Source organism: Sinomonas atrocyanea (assembly GCF_001577305.1).
GTDB lineage: Bacteria > Actinomycetota > Actinomycetes > Actinomycetales > Micrococcaceae > Sinomonas > Sinomonas atrocyanea.
Window position 1 is genome coordinate 453,461 of the sequence record NZ_CP014518.1, and the last position, 14,665, is coordinate 468,125.

The 14,665-nt window shown below is 72.6% G+C and carries 14 protein-coding genes; 9 read left to right on the forward strand and 5 right to left on the reverse strand.

What is annotated here, in order from left to right; all coding sequences use genetic code 11:
• Positions 1-9: 9 nt before the first annotated feature.
• On the reverse strand, positions 10-1,035 hold the full coding sequence (locus tag SA2016_RS02195; protein ID WP_066501864.1) for an amidohydrolase family protein: 1,026 nt from the start codon (positions 1,033-1,035) through the stop codon (positions 10-12).
• Positions 1,036-1,104: 69 nt separating this feature from the next.
• Here SA2016_RS02195 and SA2016_RS02200 point away from each other — a divergent pair, with 69 nt between their 5' ends.
• Together SA2016_RS02200 and SA2016_RS02205 are read left to right on the forward strand one after the other, a co-directional pair.
• Complete coding sequence (locus SA2016_RS02200) at positions 1,105-1,770, forward strand: TrmH family RNA methyltransferase (protein WP_229710978.1); 666 nt, start codon at positions 1,105-1,107, stop codon at positions 1,768-1,770.
• A gap of 9 nt (positions 1,771-1,779) precedes the next feature.
• A complete protein-coding gene (locus SA2016_RS02205) occupies positions 1,780-2,448 on the forward strand; it encodes a haloacid dehalogenase type II (protein ID WP_066494782.1) in 669 nt (222 codons plus the stop codon).
• 1 nt (position 2,449) lies between these two features.
• Here the strand turns inward: SA2016_RS02205 and SA2016_RS20625 are convergent, their stop codons facing one another.
• Both SA2016_RS20625 and SA2016_RS02210 read right to left on the reverse strand, forming a co-directional pair.
• Complete coding sequence (locus tag SA2016_RS20625; protein ID WP_084249238.1) at positions 2,450-2,587, reverse strand: DUF1905 domain-containing protein; 138 nt, start codon at positions 2,585-2,587, stop codon at positions 2,450-2,452.
• A 101-nt stretch (positions 2,588-2,688) separates the two neighbouring features.
• Positions 2,689-3,876: a TerC family protein gene (locus SA2016_RS02210; RefSeq protein WP_066494788.1), complete on the reverse strand. Its 1,188-nt coding sequence runs from the start codon at positions 3,874-3,876 to the stop codon at positions 2,689-2,691.
• A gap of 280 nt (positions 3,877-4,156) precedes the next feature.
• Here SA2016_RS02210 and SA2016_RS02215 point away from each other — a divergent pair, with 280 nt between their 5' ends.
• Both SA2016_RS02215 and SA2016_RS02220 read left to right on the forward strand, forming a co-directional pair.
• Positions 4,157-6,154, forward strand: a complete 1,998-nt coding sequence (locus tag SA2016_RS02215) for a S53 family peptidase (protein WP_084249239.1) — start codon at positions 4,157-4,159, stop codon at positions 6,152-6,154.
• Between the two features lie 116 nt (positions 6,155-6,270).
• Positions 6,271-7,221 (forward strand): ribokinase, encoded by a 951-nt coding sequence (locus SA2016_RS02220; RefSeq protein WP_218918323.1) that lies wholly within the window; start codon positions 6,271-6,273, stop codon positions 7,219-7,221.
• A gap of 20 nt (positions 7,222-7,241) precedes the next feature.
• Here the strand turns inward: SA2016_RS02220 and SA2016_RS02225 are convergent, their stop codons facing one another.
• Positions 7,242-8,756, reverse strand: coding sequence for an HNH endonuclease signature motif containing protein (locus tag SA2016_RS02225; protein ID WP_066494792.1), 1,515 nt, complete (start codon positions 8,754-8,756; stop codon positions 7,242-7,244).
• Positions 8,757-8,982: 226 nt separating this feature from the next.
• On the opposite strand from SA2016_RS02225, the gene fbaA reads away from it, so the two are divergent.
• The 5 genes from fbaA (at position 8,983) to glmS (ending at position 13,382) form a co-directional block, all read left to right on the forward strand.
• Positions 8,983-10,005, forward strand: coding sequence for a class II fructose-bisphosphate aldolase (fbaA, locus tag SA2016_RS02230; RefSeq protein ID WP_066494793.1), 1,023 nt, complete (start codon positions 8,983-8,985; stop codon positions 10,003-10,005).
• Entirely contained in the window at positions 10,005-10,439 is a 435-nt protein-coding gene (locus SA2016_RS02235) for a DUF3151 domain-containing protein (RefSeq protein WP_066494796.1), read from the forward strand. Before fbaA ends, SA2016_RS02235 begins: the two co-directional genes overlap by 1 nt.
• 124 nt (positions 10,440-10,563) lie before the next feature.
• Positions 10,564-11,151, forward strand: coding sequence for a CG0192-related protein (locus SA2016_RS02240; RefSeq protein WP_066494798.1), 588 nt, complete (start codon positions 10,564-10,566; stop codon positions 11,149-11,151).
• 66 nt (positions 11,152-11,217) lie between these two features.
• Positions 11,218-11,478: a hypothetical protein gene (locus SA2016_RS02245; RefSeq protein ID WP_066494801.1), complete on the forward strand. Its 261-nt coding sequence runs from the start codon at positions 11,218-11,220 to the stop codon at positions 11,476-11,478.
• An 83-nt stretch (positions 11,479-11,561) separates the two neighbouring features.
• On the forward strand, positions 11,562-13,382 hold the full coding sequence (gene glmS, locus SA2016_RS02250; RefSeq protein ID WP_066494802.1) for a glutamine--fructose-6-phosphate transaminase (isomerizing): 1,821 nt from the start codon (positions 11,562-11,564) through the stop codon (positions 13,380-13,382).
• 21 nt (positions 13,383-13,403) lie between these two features.
• On the opposite strand, the gene SA2016_RS02255 is transcribed toward glmS, so the two are convergent.
• On the reverse strand, positions 13,404-14,663 hold the full coding sequence (locus SA2016_RS02255; protein ID WP_066494804.1) for an NAD(P)/FAD-dependent oxidoreductase: 1,260 nt from the start codon (positions 14,661-14,663) through the stop codon (positions 13,404-13,406).
• Positions 14,664-14,665: the final 2 nt, after the last annotated feature.

Below are 14,665 nucleotides of genomic sequence, written 5' to 3' on the forward strand. Positions count from 1 at the left end.
CCGAGCGGGTCAGCGGCCCTGGGCGGCGAGGCGGGCGTCGAGGCGGGGGTAGACGCGGCGCGCGTTGCCCTCCTCGACGGCGGCGAGGTCCGCGGGAGAGAGGCCGGCCGCCTCGACGTAGCGGCGCGTGTCGTCGAAGTGGTGCCCCGTGCGGGGGTCGATGCCGCGGACGGCGCCGATCATCTCGGAGGCGAAGAGGACGTTCCGGTGGGGGATGACCTCGAGCAGGAGGTCGATGCCGGGCTGGTGGTAGACGCAGGTGTCGAAGAAGACGTTCCCGAGGAGGTGCTCCTCCGGCTCCGGCTTGCCGAGCGCCTGCGCGAGGCCGCGGAAGCGCCCCCAGTGGTAGGGCACGGCGCCGCCGCCGTGCGGGATGACGAGCCTGAGGTCGGGGAAGTCGCTGAAGAGGTCGCCCTGGAGCAGCTGCATGAACGCGGTCGTGTCCGCGTTGAGGTAGTGCGCGCCCGTGGTGTGGAAGCACGGATTCACGCTCGTGCTCACGTGGACCATGGCCGGCAGCCCGTGCTCCACGAGCGCCTCGTAGACGGGGTACCAGGAGCGGTCGGTGAGCGGCGGTGCGGTCCAGTTCCCGCCCGAGGGGTCCGGGTTGAGGTTCACGGCGACGGCGCCGAGCTCCGTCGCCGCGCGCTTGATCTCGTCCACGCAGGTGGCCGGCTCCACGCCGGGGGACTGGGGAAGCATGACGGCGGGGGCGAACCGTTCGGGGAACAGTTCGCTGACGCGGTGGCACAGGTCGTTGCAGATCCGCGCCCACGCCGCCGAGGTCCCGAACCCGCCGATATGGTGCGCCATGAACGAGGCGCGCGGCGAGAACACCGTGACGTCGATCCCGCGCTCGTCCATGACCTTGAGCTGGTTGGCCTCGATGCTCTCGCGCAGCTCATCGTCGCTGATGCGCAGCTCGGCCGGGTCGGGCTCCGCGGCGCCCCGCGCGACCGCGTCGACCTGACGGTCGCGCCACTGCCCGAGAGCGAGTGGCGCGGTCGTGTAGTGGCCGTGGATGTCGATGATCATGAGGATGAGCATAGATGCACACAAAATTGTTGACAATATCTCGTCTGCATTTCGTCCTACCCTTGTCCGGTGGCAGATCAGGTGGCCGAAGGGCGCGAGGCGGGGCACGAGGTGGGAGTCGGCCCCTGGGAGGGCCCGTGGCCCGAGGGCGAGCAGTGGGACCCAGAGCTGCTCGAGCACGGCGACCGCCGCAACGTCCTGGACCGGTACCGGTACTGGCGGCACGAGGCGATCGTGGCCGAGCTGGACACCCGCCGGCACGAGTTCCACGTGGCCATCGAGAACTGGCAGCACGATCTCAACATCGGCACCGTGGTGCGCAGCGCGAACGCGTTCCTCGCCCAGGAGGTGCACATCATCGGCCGACGGCGGTGGAACCGGCGCGGGGCGATGGTCACCGACCGCTACCAGCACATCCGCCACCATCCGAGTGTCGAGGACTTCGTCGAATGGGCGCGCGCCGAGGACCTGCCGATCCTCGCTGTGGACATCTTCCCGGACTCTGTGCCGCTGGAGACCTACGAGCTGCCGCGCCGGTGCGTGCTCGTGTTCGGGCAGGAGGGCCCCGGCCTCACCGCAGAGGTCCACGCTGCGGCGGAGGCAACCCTGTCCATCGAGCAGTTCGGCTCGACCCGGTCCATCAACGCCGCCTCGGCGGCCGCCATCGCGATGCACGCGTGGGTGCGCCGCTGGGTCTTCGGGCAGGTCGCCGCGCCGGCGGGGCGCCAGCCTTAGGCTAGACCCATGGCATCAGCCGCGAGCGTCGTCGTCTTCGACGTCAACGAGACCCTGTCCGACCTGGCGCCGATGGGGCAGCGCTTCGCCGATGCCGGTGCGCCCGCCCACCTCGCGAAGCAGTGGTTCGCCGCGCTCCTCCGCGACGGCTTCGCCCTCGCCGCCACCGGGGACTCCGCGGGCTTCGCGGAGGTCGGCGCGGGAATCCTCGCGCCGCTGCTTGACGCCGCTGGCGTCGCCCAGCCGGGGGAGACGGCGCGGCGCCTCGCGGGATCGCTCGGCGACCTACCGCTGCACCCGGAGGTGGCCGACGCCGTCCGCTCGCTGAGTGCAGCGGGGCACCGCCTTGTGACCCTCACCAACGGCTCGGCCAAGGTAGCGGAGAAGCTCCTCGACGCGGCCGGCATCCTCGGCGAGTTCGAGAAGCTCCTCTCGGTCGAGGACGCGCCGAACTGGAAGCCGCACCCGTCCTCCTACGCCTACGCGGCCCAGGCGTGTGGAACCCGGCCGGATCAGATGGTGCTCGTCGCCGTGCACCCCTGGGACATCCACGGGGCCGCCCGCGCGGGACTGCGCACCGCCTGGGTGAACCGCGACGGCGGGGCGTACCCGGGCTACTTCGCCTCACCGGACCTCGTGGTCTCCTCGCTCGCCGAGCTCAGGGCAGCGCTCCGCTAGGTCATCCGAGGACGGGGGCGACCGGGCCGACGTCGTCGGCCTCGATCCCCTCGGCCTCGCGGAAGGCCTTCCGCAGCGGCACGAGGTGTGCGGCGTCCTTCGGCATGAGCGCGGTGGTCCACGGGGGCAGGACTCCCACGGCAGAGTCTAGGCAGTGAGCGGGCAGCACACGACGGCGGCCCGGTCACCAGGGGCGACCGGCCCGCCGTCGTGCGTCGCGTCCCGTTAGGAGGCGCCGGGTCAGCGCGCCGTGAACTCGGCGTGCCGCTCGTGGGCCTGGGCGACCTTGGCCCGGATCGCCTCGATGTCCTTGACCTTGTCGCGGTACTTCTTGTCCATCCGGAGGATGTCCTGCTCCTCCTCCAGGAGGGCGCGGTACACGCGCTCGCGCTCGGCCAGGTCCGCAGTGTAGCCGAGGTCGAGGTAGCTCTCCGCGTGGCGCCGGGCGTTGTTGACGGCCGCGTGCGCCTTGCCGGCCCGGCTGTAGAGCGAGGCGAGGACCGTGACCAGGAGGACGCCGATGATCACGCTGAGCGAGAGGGCCGTGGTGATCTCGAAGACCGCCACGTGCTCGCCGCCGTTGATGAAGGGCAGCGTGTTCTCGTGCAGAGCGTGCAGGATGAGCTTCACCCCGATGAACGCGAGGATGGCCGCGAGCCCGTACGAGAGGTAGATGAGCCGGTCCAGCAGGCCGTCGAGCAGGAAGAACAGCTGGCGCAGGCCCATGAGGGAGAACGCGGTGGCCGTGAAGACGACGTACGGGTTCTGCGTGAGGCCGAAGATCGCGGGGATCGAGTCGAGGGCGAACAGCAGGTCCGTGCCGCCGATCGCGACCATGACCAGGAGCATCGGGGTCAGGACACGCTTGCCGTTCTCGACGGTGAAGAGCTTGTCCCCGTCGTAGTGCTCGGAGGTCCGCAGGAGCCTGCGGGCGAGGCGGATCACGACGTTGTCCGCCTCCTCCTCGCCGGAGTCCTCGCTCTTGAGGAGGTTTCCGGCGGTGACGAGCAGGATGATGCCGAAGAGGTAGAACACCCACGCGAACGCGTTGATGAGTGCGACGCCGGCGAAGATGAACGCCGAGCGGGCCACCAGCGCGAAGACGATCCCGAACAGGACCACCTTCTGCTGGTCCTCGCGGGGCACCCGGAAGCTGGCCATGATCACGAGGAACACGAACAGGTTGTCGACCGAGAGAGCCTTCTCGGTGATGAAGCCGGCGAAGTACTCGCCGCCCATCGTGGGGCCGCCGAACATGAGCACGAGCAGGCCGAACACGATCGCGGCCCCCACGTAGAGGGAGGACCACACGGCCGCTTCCCTGAGGGTGGGAACGTGCGCCTTGCGGATGTGGAAGAAGTAGTCGAAGGCCAGCAGGGCCAGGATCACCACGATGGTGATGCCCCAGACAAGGGGAGAGACGGACATCGAAGTCCCTTTCGCAGGTAGGCGTAACCGCCACAAGTCTCTCCACCACCCGATTCCGCGGATGGCCGCTGCACCCGGCCGGGCTCCGGCGCCCGACGTGCTGACGTGTGCAGCGCTTGGGATACTCCCCTGCGCAGGATCAAGCCTACCGGGCCGCCGGGCGCGCTGCCAACTCATGGCGAACTCCCAGCTTCTGGACACTCCCTGTAAGGCATTCGGTGCAACTAGTGTCGCTCGAAGCCGGATGCACTGGGGTGTCCGGCCGAAGGGGAGATGAAGCATGGCACCAGATCACGGTTCCCACCGGCTGTCCCTGCGCGTCCTGGCCGTCACCGCGGCCGTGGCCAGCGCAGTCGGGCTCGCCGCCACGAGTGCGGCGGCCGCGCCGCCCAACCCCCCTCCCAAGAGTTCGAAGTCGTTCCCCGGCTCGGTCCCCTCGTGGGCAGGATCGCGGACCAAGACCGGCATTCCGCTCAGCAACACGACCGTCGAGGGCGAGATCTACTTCAACCTCCCGGACCTGGCCGGGGCGAAGGCTGCGGCGGACGCAGTGTCGACCCCAGACAGCGCCGCCTACGGCCAGTACCTCAAGCCCGGGGACTGGATCTCGAAGTACGCCCCGACGCAGGACACGGTGGATGCGACCGTCAACTGGCTCAAGGCGCAGGGCCTCGTGATCATGGGCGTCCCGCAGAGCCGCCTGTACGTGGTCTTCCGGGGCACCGTCGCCCAGATCAACCAGGTGTTCAGCACCACCGAGCAGAACTACTCGTTCGGGGGCCAGACCCTCATCGGGCCGGCCACGGCGCCTTCGGTGCCCGCGGACATCGCGGCCTCGATCCAGTCGGTCTCGGTGGACCAGGGCCGGCTGCTGACCCGCCCGGCCCTCGCGTCGCCCACCTCCGGTGAGGCGTCCCCGTCGTCGCCGGACGGCAACAAGCCGATCCAGCCGCCGGTGACGGCGCCGTGCTCCACCTCCTGGGGCGAGAAGAGCGTCACCCTGCCGGAGGCCTACGGCACCACGAGCTTCCCGACGTTCATCTGCGGGTACACCCCGAAGCAGCTCCAGGGCGCTTACGGCGTCTCCACGCCGGGGACGGTGAGCAGCACCGCGGGCTCCGGCCAGACGGTCGCGATCATCGACGCGTACGCCTCGCCGACCATCGAGTCGGACACCAACACGTGGGCCGCTGCCAGCGGCGTCCCCGCCCTCGCGCCCGGACAGTACAGCCAGATCGTGCCGGACTCGCAGATGTTCCTCGACCAGGCGCTCTGCGCGCAGCCGAGCGGATGGCAGGGCGAGCAGACCCTCGACGTCCAGGCCGTGCACGGCCTCGCGCCCGGGGCCAACATCCTCTATGTGGGCGGGTTCAACTGCGGCGGCGGCCTCGACATCGCGATGTCGACGATCCTCGACGGGCACCTCGCGAACATCGTCTCCAACAGCTACGGCAATGTGGGCGAGGCGCTCTCCCCGGACGCCCTCCAGGGTGAGCAGAACATCCACCTGCAGGCGGCAGGGGAGGGCATCGGCCTGTACTTCTCCAGCGGCGACTCGGGCGACGAGAAGGCCAACCTCGGCTACGCGTCGCCGGACTTCCCCGCAAGCTCCCCGTACGTGACCGCGGTGGGCGGCACGAGCCTCGCGGTGGGCGCCGATGACACCTACAAGTTCGAGACCGGCTGGGGCACCGCGCGCCAGCGCGTGGTGCAGGACGCCTCGGGCAACCTCACCTACGCCGGCTCCCTGCCCGGGCCGTTCAGGTTCGGTGCCGGCGGCGGCACGAGCGCCGTCTTCGCCCAGCCCGCCTACCAGAGCGGGCTCGTGCCAGCAGCCCTGGCCGGCGGCCACCGCGTCTCGCCGGACGTCGCGTCCCTGGCGGACCCGTACACCGGCTACCGCATCGGCCTGAGCCCCATCACGAACGACCACGTCCTCAAGACGGGCGGCTTCGCGTTCGAGACCTACGGCGGCACCTCGCTCGCCAGCCCCCTGACGGCCGCGCAGATGGCGGTTGCCCAGGCCACGGCCAACAAGGTCATCGGGTTCGCGAACCCGGCGATCTACGACACCGCAGCGGCGGGAGGGGCGGAGCATGACGTCGCGCCGCCGGCCAACCCGGTCTCGGTCGCCTTCTCGAGCACGGTCAGCGGCAACACCTACCTGGTGGGCATGGACCACGATTCGTCCCTCGCGACGGCGCCGGGCTACGACGACGTCACCGGCGTCGGCAGCATGACCGAGGCGTTCGCGCAGCAGGTGGCGGCGGCGCACTGATCCGCTCCTGAAGGAGCGCGCACGGCGGGGCGCACGACGGCGGGTGGGGACCGGCGTCGTGCGCCCCGCCGCTGTCCTAGGGTCGCCCCGGGAAGGGCGACCCTAGGATGAGTCGCATGGACTCCACCGTGGTCGTGGTCGGATCACTCAACGCGGACCTCGTCTTCTCCGCGGAGCGGATGCCCGCACCGGGCGAGACCGTCGCCGGGACGGGCTTCGCCGTCCATCCCGGCGGCAAGAGCGCGAACCAGGCGGTCGCCGCGGCGCGGCTCGGGGCCGCCGTGCGGCTCGTGGGGAGCGTCGGCGACGACGCGCACGGGCGCCTGCTCCTGGCCTCCGCCACCGCCGCGGGCGTGGACGTCTCCGCGGTCCGAGCGGCCGGCGGCGTGCCGACCGGGGTCGCGGGGATCACCGTCGACGCGGAGGGCGAGAACAGCATCGTGATCGTGCCGGGGGCGAACGCCCTGCTCGGCCCCGCCGAGGTCGCAGAAGCGGCGCGGCCGCCCCTCGCCGCCTTCGAGGGCTCCGCCGTGGTGTGCCTGTGCCTCGAGGTGCCCCAGGCCGCGGTGCTCGCCGCGGCCCGGGCCGGCCGCGCCGCGGGCGCCCTCGTGCTCCTCAACCTCTCTCCCTACGCCAGCGTCCCGGCGGAGCTCGCGGCGTGCGTGGACGTGCTGCTGGTCAACGCCCAGGAGGCCGGGCAGCTGCTCGGGCGGGACGGCCTCGGGTCCGGCGCCCTCGACTGGGACCTCGTGCGGACGGGCCTGGCGGACCTCGGGTTCGAGCGGGCGATCGTGACCCTCGGCCCGCGCGGCGGAATGGTGCTCGGCCCGGACGGGACGGCGCAGATCGAGACGATCGGCGTGGAGACGGTGGACACGACCGGCGCAGGAGACGGGTTCGCCGGCGCCCTCGCGGCCCGGCTCGCCGCAGGCGACGGCCTCGAGGACGCGGCCCGCTACGCCGCGGTCGCCGCCGCGCTCGCGACCACGCGCCACGGCGCGCAGCCCTCGTACCCGGACGCCGACGAGGTCCGGGCTGCGCTCTCGCGGGAGGCTGCGGGCTCGTAGGCGTACCGGAGTTTCTGCGGTCAGAACGGCGGGGGTGATTCCTCCCGCACCGCGACATCCGCGCCATGGGCCGGAGTGCCCGGTGGTTCCCCGCGCGTTGCCGGCTTGCCCGATGGTCCCCGTGGTGGGTGGTCGGTGGCCCTGGGGGCGAGGACGTGGTCGCGGTCGAGGGGCTCGGCGGGGAGGGCCTGGCCGAGGAGGGTGGTCCAGATCAGGGCGGGGGCGGGTGTGCCTGTGCCGTCTGTGCCATCGGTGTCCTCGGTGGTGCGGTCGTGGGTGAGGTGGTGGAGGGCGAGGGACTTGAGGGCGTGGTGCTGGGGGCACAGGAGGGCGAGGTTGGCGGCGTCGGTGGTGCCGCCGTCCTGCCATTCGGTGGTGTGGTCTGCCTCGGTGTTCTGGGCGGGGCGGGTGCAGCCGGGGACGCGGCAGGCGCCGTCGCGGTACTGGAGGAAGCGACGCAGCCCGGCCGGGGGCCGGTAGGCGGTGCGGCCGAGGGCGAGGGGTGTGCCCTCGGCGTCGGTGAAGAGGCGCTGCCATGTGGGCGCGGCGGCGGCGAGGGCGCGGGCGGTGGCCGGGTCGATGGCTCCATGGCCGTCCAGGATGGCGGGGGCGTCGGAGGCCCCGAGGGCGACGGCGAGGGGGATGTGGACGACGATCTCGGCCTTGACCTCGGCGAGCAGTTCCTCGGGGAAGGGGACGGCCGCCGAGGGCGCCGCCGCCGTGCGTTCCCGGGCGCCGAGGACCGCGTGGGCCAGGGCATCCGCCCGGAGCTGGGCGAGGGTGCGTGCCTCGCCGTCGGCGCGGCGGGCCGCGCGGGCGAGGGCGTCGGTGCGCTCGTACATCCCGGTGGCCGTCTCGGCGGGAAGGAGTGCGGAGAGGGTGCACATGCCGTCGCCTTCGGGCTGCAGCCAGACCCTGCGGTCCTCGCGGGCCGCGGCGCGGCGGTGGGCCATGGAGCCGGGGTGGAGGCGCTCGCGCAGGTCGCGGGCGAGGGCGCGGAACTCGCCCGGGGTGCGGAGGCGTCCCTGGCGGGTGCGGACCCGGGCGAGGGCCTCGAGGGCGTAGGGCTCGGCGGCGTGCTGGGGCAGGGTGGCGGCCTGGTCGACGAGGGCGCGGGCGTGGGCCTCGGTGATGTCTCCGGAGGCGAGGGCCTCGTGCACGGCCGGGTGGGTGTTGACCAGCGCGGTGGAGAAGTTCAGCGCCCGGGCGGCGGTGTGCTCGGAGGTGCCCTGCAGGGCGGCGAGCTCGGAGACGGCGACGGCGTGGGCGATGTTCCCGCTGAGGCGGGTGGGCTGGCCGTGGCGGCCCTCGAGGGGCTCCTCGGCGATCTCGGCGGCGAGCCGGTCGACCAGGACGGCGCGGAGGGCGGCGCTGTAGGCGTCGAAGTCGGCCAGGGCATGCAGCGCCCGCGCAGTCCCTCCTGGGCCGGCCAGGGCCTCGGCGGAGACCTCGAGACCACCCGCGAGGACATCGGGGAACCGCGACGCGAACTCGAGCTCCACCACCGCACCCACCACGGTCTCACCCCCCAGCACCGAATCGTAAATGTATTCCCATCCTATCGTCGATCACAAGCGGAAACCATAGACATATTCGATCGCTTGTTCGATGGCAATGCCGGATCTGGGCTCTCCCTGTGAGCCAGCCACACGCCGTCGTCATCTGCCGCGACCGAGAGGGACCACCCCGGGGGCCCGTCGCTAGGATGGGCAGTGGCCCATAACACGCGGTTCGCGTGGACCCACCGTCGAGGAGCACTCAATGCCTATCGCCACCCCTGAGAAGTACGCAGAGATGATCGACTCCGCCAAGGCCGGCGGCTACGCATTCCCTGCGGTGAACGTCACCTCGTCGCAGACCCTCAACGCCGCCATCCGCGGCTTCGCCGAGGCCGGCTCCGACGGCATCATCCAGGTCTCCACGGGCGGTGCGGCCTACTGGTCCGGCGCCTCGGTCAAGGACATGGTGATCGGCTCCCTCGGGTTCGCCGCGTTCGCCCGCGAGGTCGCCAAGAGCTACGACGTCAACATTGCGCTCCACACGGACCACTGCCCCAAGGACAAGCTGGACGGCTTCGTCCTGCCGCTGCTCGCCGCGTCCGAGGCCGAGGTCAAGGCCGGCCGCGACCCGCTGTTCAACTCGCACATGTGGGACGGCTCCGCCGAGACCCTCGAGGAGAACCTGCGCATCGCCAAGGAGCTCCTGCCCCGCACCGCCGCCGCCAAGATGATCCTCGAGGTCGAGATCGGCGCTGTGGGCGGCGAGGAGGACGGCGTCGAGAACGCCATCAACGAGAAGCTCTACAGCACCGTGGCGGACGGCCTCGCGACGGTCGAGGCCCTCGGCGCCGGCGAGAACGGCCGCTACATCACCGCCCTGACCTTCGGCAACGTCCACGGCGTCTACAAGCCCGGCAACGTCAAGCTCCGCCCGGAGATCCTCAAGGACATCCAGGCCCAGGTCGGCGCCAAGATCGGCAAGGACAACCCGTTCGACCTCGTCTTCCACGGCGGCTCCGGCTCGAGCGAGCAGGAGATCGCGGACGCCGTCTCCTACGGCGTGATCAAGATGAACATCGACACCGACACGCAGTACGCGTTCACCCGCCCGGTGGCCGGCCACATGTTCGCGAACTACGACGGCGTGCTCAAGGTCGACGGCGAGGTCGGCAACAAGAAGACCTACGACCCGCGCGTGTGGGGCGCCGCCGCGGAGGCCGGCATGGCCGCCCGCGTGGTCGAGGCCGCGCAGCAGCTCGGCTCCGCCGGCAAGTCCATCAAGTAATGGCGGGGGAGCACCGCACCAACCTCCTCGGCCCGGAGCCCACCCGGCTGCCGGCCGAGACGGAGGTCTACCGCGGCCTCGCCCTCGGGGAGTCCGCCGAGGAGCTCGTGGCCGACTACCCGGCCTCCTCGCTCCTCTGGGCCATCCTCGCCGATGAGGCGTGGGCGAAGGGCCGCACCGTCGAGTCCTACGCCTACGCCCGTGTGGGGTACCACCGCGGCCTTGACGCCCTCCGCAAGAGCGGGTGGCGCGGCGCCGGGCCGGTGCCCTGGGAGCACGAGCCCAACCGGGGCTTCCTCCGCTCGCTGCACGCCCTCGGCCGCGCCGCCTCCGCCATAGGCGAGCCGGGAGAGCCCGAGCGCATCGACGAGTTCCTCGCCGGTGCCGACCCGACCGCCAAGGCCGCGATCGAGGCGCTCGGCGCCGAGGCGTAGCGCCCGGCCTTCCCGGCGCACGACGGCGCGTGGCCGGCTTCCGTACGGAGGCCGGCCACGCGCCGTCGTGCGTCTGCCGCGTCGCGCCGGGGGCGGCGACGGCTCCGCGGCCTAGGATGGCGGCGTGGCGATCATCCATCACGCGACCCTCGTGCCCGGCAAGCTCGACCTCATCGCCTCCTGGCTCGAGCGGCAGCCGTGGAGCCCCGGCCCGCCGGCGGTCGGCCGCCTCGAGCGCGTGGGCACCTACCGCTTCGATGACCCGCAGGGCGAGGTCGGCATCGAGGGCTTCCTCGTGCGCAGCGGGGAGGCCGTCCTCCACCTGGTCCTCACGTACCGCGGGGCGCCGCTCGACGGTGCGGAGGACGCCCTGATCGGCACGATGGAGCACTCCGTGCTCGGCACCCGCTGGGTCTACGACGCAGCGGGCGACCCGGTGGGCCGGGCGGCACTGATCCGCGGCGCCCGCGGGGAACAGCCCCAGGCCGTGCTCGAAGTGCACGGCCCGGAGGGCACCACGGTCCGCGCATCGGACCTGCGCGTCCGCTCCGTGGCGGCGGCCGCGGGCGAGCCGGAGGGGCAGGACGCGGCACCGCTCAGGATCGCCCGAGTGCTCGGGACTCCCGGCGTCCCGGCGGACACCGTCACGGGCCGGTGGCTGCTCGTCACGTCCCTGGACGGAGAGGACGTCACCCTCGCGGCCGCCCATTGAGAACTTTCTGCCCGATTTCGGGCAGATCTTTGGCGATGGCCCGGCTGGCGGTGCAGACTCGGTGGCGTGCCTGATGAGGAAATCGTTCGACGCATCGCCGGAACCACCGGCCTGACCGCAGGGGAAGCGGCGCGCGTCATCGAGGACGTCATCGCGTGGTACGGCGAGTCGGCGGAGGAGTACGTCCGCCGGCGGCACGGGCAGCTCCAGACCTACGGCACGCGCAACGCCGAGGCATTCCGCATCATCGCCGAGGAGCTGGCCGGCAGGCCCGTCAAGGCCCCGCCGCTCACCGAACGCCAGCTGCGGCGCATCATCTACGGCTGACGCCGCGGCAGAGCATGCCCGGCCGGTCATCGACCATCCGCCCGCCCCTGACGGGTGCGCGGTCAGAACGAGGGAGCAAGACCATGTGTGGAATCGTCGGCTACATCGGCACCGAGGCCGCCGCGCCCTTCCTCATCGAGGGGCTGGCCCGGCTCGAGTACCGGGGCTACGACTCGGCGGGGATCGCGGTGCTCGGAACCAACGGTGCGACCGTGGTGCGCACCGTCGGGCGCGTCCGCGCCCTCGAGTCGGCGCTCCCCAAGCGGCTCTCCGGCAAGGTCGGGATCGGCCACACCCGCTGGGCCACGCACGGGCCCGTCGCCGAGCGGAACGCCCACCCGCACAGCAGCGCCGACGGGCGGATCAGCGTGGTGCACAACGGGATCATCGACAACGCCGCCAACCTCCGCACCTCCCTGCGGGCCGCCGGCGTGGACCTCGCCAGCGACACCGACACCGAGGTGATCGCCCACCTCGTCGCACGCTCGGAGGCCGAGACGCTCGAGGCCGCAGTCCTCGAGACCCTGGGCCGGATCAGCGGGACCTACGCCCTCGCCGTCGTCGACACCCGGCACCCGGACCGGATCGTCGTTGCCCGCAGCGGGTCCCCGCTCATCCTGGGTGTGGGGGAGAAGGAGATGTTCGTCGCCAGCGACGTCGCAGCGCTCGTCCGCCACACGAACCGGGTGGTGCACCTCGAGGACGGCGAGCTGGCCACGGTCACCGCCTCGGGCTTCCGCACCTTCGACCGTGCCGCGAACGCGACGGACCGCGTGCCGGTCGAGATCGCCGTGGCCGCCGAGGACCTCGAACTGTCCGGGCACGAGCACTACATGCTCAAGGAGATGCAGGAGCAGCCCGCCGCCGCCGAGACGTGCCTGCGCGGGCGGCTCGACGAGCGCTTCGCCACCGCCCGCCTCGACGGGCTCGGCCTCGAGCCCCGCGAGCTCCGCAGCTTCCGCCGCGTCAAGATCCTCGGCTGCGGCTCGGCCTACTACGTCGGGCAGCTCGGCGCGCAGCTCATCGAGGAGCTCGCCCGGATCCCCGCCGACGCCGAACCGGCCTCCGAGTTCCGCTACCGCCAGCCGATCATCGAGCACGATACCCTCTACGTCGCCGTGAGCCAGAGCGGCGAGACGGCGGACACCGCCTTCGCCGTGAACGAGATCCGGCGCAAGGGCGGCCGGGTGATCGGCCTCGTCAACGTCGTCGGGTCCACGATCGCCCGGGAGGTCGACGGCGGGATCTACCTCCACGCCGGCCCCGAGGTCGCGGTGGCGTCCACCAAGGCGCTGACGAACATGGGCCTGGCGTTCGCCCTCCTCGCGCTGCACCTGGGCCGCCTGCACGATCTCTCCCACGCCGACGGCCAGCGCATCCTGCGCGGGCTCAAGGCCATCCCGGAGCAGATCCGGCGGATCCTCGACGCCGAGGACCAGGTCGCCGCCGCGGCCCGCCGCATCGCCTCGGCCAGCAGCGCGTTCTACATCGGGCGCGTGCGCGGCTTCCCCGTGGCCCGCGAGGGCGCGCAGAAGCTCAAGGAGATCAGCTACGTGCACGCCGAGGCGTACCAGACGAGCGAGCTCAAGCACGGCCCGCTGGCCCTGATCGACGAGGCGATGCCCACCATCGCGATCATCCCGGACGACGAGCTGACCGAGCGCAACATCGCCGCCGCCGAGCAGGTCCTCGCGCGCAGGGGGCCGGTCCTCGCCATCACCCACGAGGGGGTGGAGCTGGACCTGCCGGGGGTCGAGAGCATCCAGGTTCCCAAGAACGAGCCGGAGCTGGACCCCATCCTGCTCACGATCCCGACCCAGATGCTCGCGTACCACGCGGCCCTGGCCCTCGGCCACGACATCGACAAGCCGCGCAACCTCGCCAAGTCCGTCACCGTCGAATGAGGCCCCAGAAGGGGCGCGCGCCTAGCGGGCGAGCCGCCGCGGATCCACCGAAGGGTCGGCGAGCCGGTCGGGGTCGGGGACGAGCCCGCGGTCGATGATCCGCCGGGCCGCCCGCACCACGAGCGGCTGGTCGATCGCGGCGGCGCCGAGCAGGTGCCCGTCCGCGGCGACGAGGAACGCCGCGACAGGCACCCCGTCCGCCTCCCGCAGCACGGTCCGGGCTCCAGGGGCCTGCCGGGCGTCCATCGTCCCCACGGCCTCGACGTGCACGCCGTGCCGGTCCGACCAGAACCACGGCGCACCGACCTCGGCCGGGGCCTCGCCGAGCATCCCGGCGGCCGCCGCCTGGCCCGAGCGGACGGCCGCCTCCCAGTGCTCCGCGCGCCGCTGCAGCACAGCTGGGGGGCCGCCGCGCACGACGGCGACCTGCCGCCGCACCCGGGTCGCGTCGCCGGCCGCGAAGACCGCGTGATGGGACGTGGAGCCGTCCGGACCCACCACGATCCCGTCGTCGGCCTCGAGGCCTGCCGCCTCGGCGAGCGCGGTGTCCGGGGTGACGCCCACGCCGACCACCACGGCGTCGGCGGCCACCGCGCGGCCGCCGGCCAGGCGCACGAGGTGCGGGGCGGCGTCGTGCGTCCCGTCCTCGATCGCGGCAGGCGCCGCCACGAGCGTGGCGACTCCGCGCTCGCCGTGCATCGCGTGGAGCCTGAGGGCCAGATCCTCGCCGACGGCCGGCACGAGCGGGGTCGCGACAGGGTCGATGAGCGTGGCGTCCGCGCCGAGGGCCGCGGCCGCGGAGGCGACCTCGGCGCCGATGAGGCCGGCGCCGACCACGGCGATGCGGGCCCCGGGGACGAGGACGCGGCGGAGCGCGTCGGCGTCGCCGCGGGAGCGCAGGGCGAGGGCCCGCTCGCCGCCGGGGATGCCCAGGCGCCGCGGGAGGGCGCCGGTGGCCACCAGGAGGCGGTCGGCGCCCAGTCGCGTCCCGCGCTCCAGCACCGCCACGGGACGGTAGCCGGAGAGGTCCAGCGCCGTGGCGCGCGCGGCGACGACCTCCACGCCGTGCTCGGCGTACCAGGACTCGGGCGCGAGCAGGATCCGGCCGGCGTCCTCGGTGCCGAGGAGGTAGCCCTTGCTCAGCGGCGGCCGGTCGTAGGGCAGGCCCTCGGGGGAGACCAGGGTGAGGGCGCCGGCGTAGCCGCGGGACCGCAGCTCCTGCGCCGCGCTGAAGCCGGCGACCCCGCCACCCACGATGACGATGCGCTCGGGCGTGCCCACGG

What these genes read in the sequence shown, in the direction of transcription:
- SA2016_RS02220 (WP_218918323.1), top strand. Translation starts at nt 6,271, where the DNA reads ATGGACTCCACCGTGGTCGTGGTCGGATCACTCAACGCGGACCTCGTC.
- SA2016_RS02195 (WP_066501864.1), bottom strand. Translation starts at nt 1,035, where the DNA reads ATGATCATCGACATCCACGGCCACTACACGACCGCGCCACTCGCTCTC.
- SA2016_RS02205 (WP_066494782.1), top strand. Translation starts at nt 1,780, where the DNA reads ATGGCATCAGCCGCGAGCGTCGTCGTCTTCGACGTCAACGAGACCCTG.
- glmS (WP_066494802.1), top strand. Translation starts at nt 11,562, where the DNA reads ATGTGTGGAATCGTCGGCTACATCGGCACCGAGGCCGCCGCGCCCTTC.
- SA2016_RS02215 (WP_084249239.1), top strand. Translation starts at nt 4,157, where the DNA reads ATGGCACCAGATCACGGTTCCCACCGGCTGTCCCTGCGCGTCCTGGCC.
- fbaA (WP_066494793.1), top strand. Translation starts at nt 8,983, where the DNA reads ATGCCTATCGCCACCCCTGAGAAGTACGCAGAGATGATCGACTCCGCC.
- SA2016_RS02235 (WP_066494796.1), top strand. Translation starts at nt 10,005, where the DNA reads ATGGCGGGGGAGCACCGCACCAACCTCCTCGGCCCGGAGCCCACCCGG.
- SA2016_RS02210 (WP_066494788.1), bottom strand. Translation starts at nt 3,876, where the DNA reads ATGTCCGTCTCTCCCCTTGTCTGGGGCATCACCATCGTGGTGATCCTG.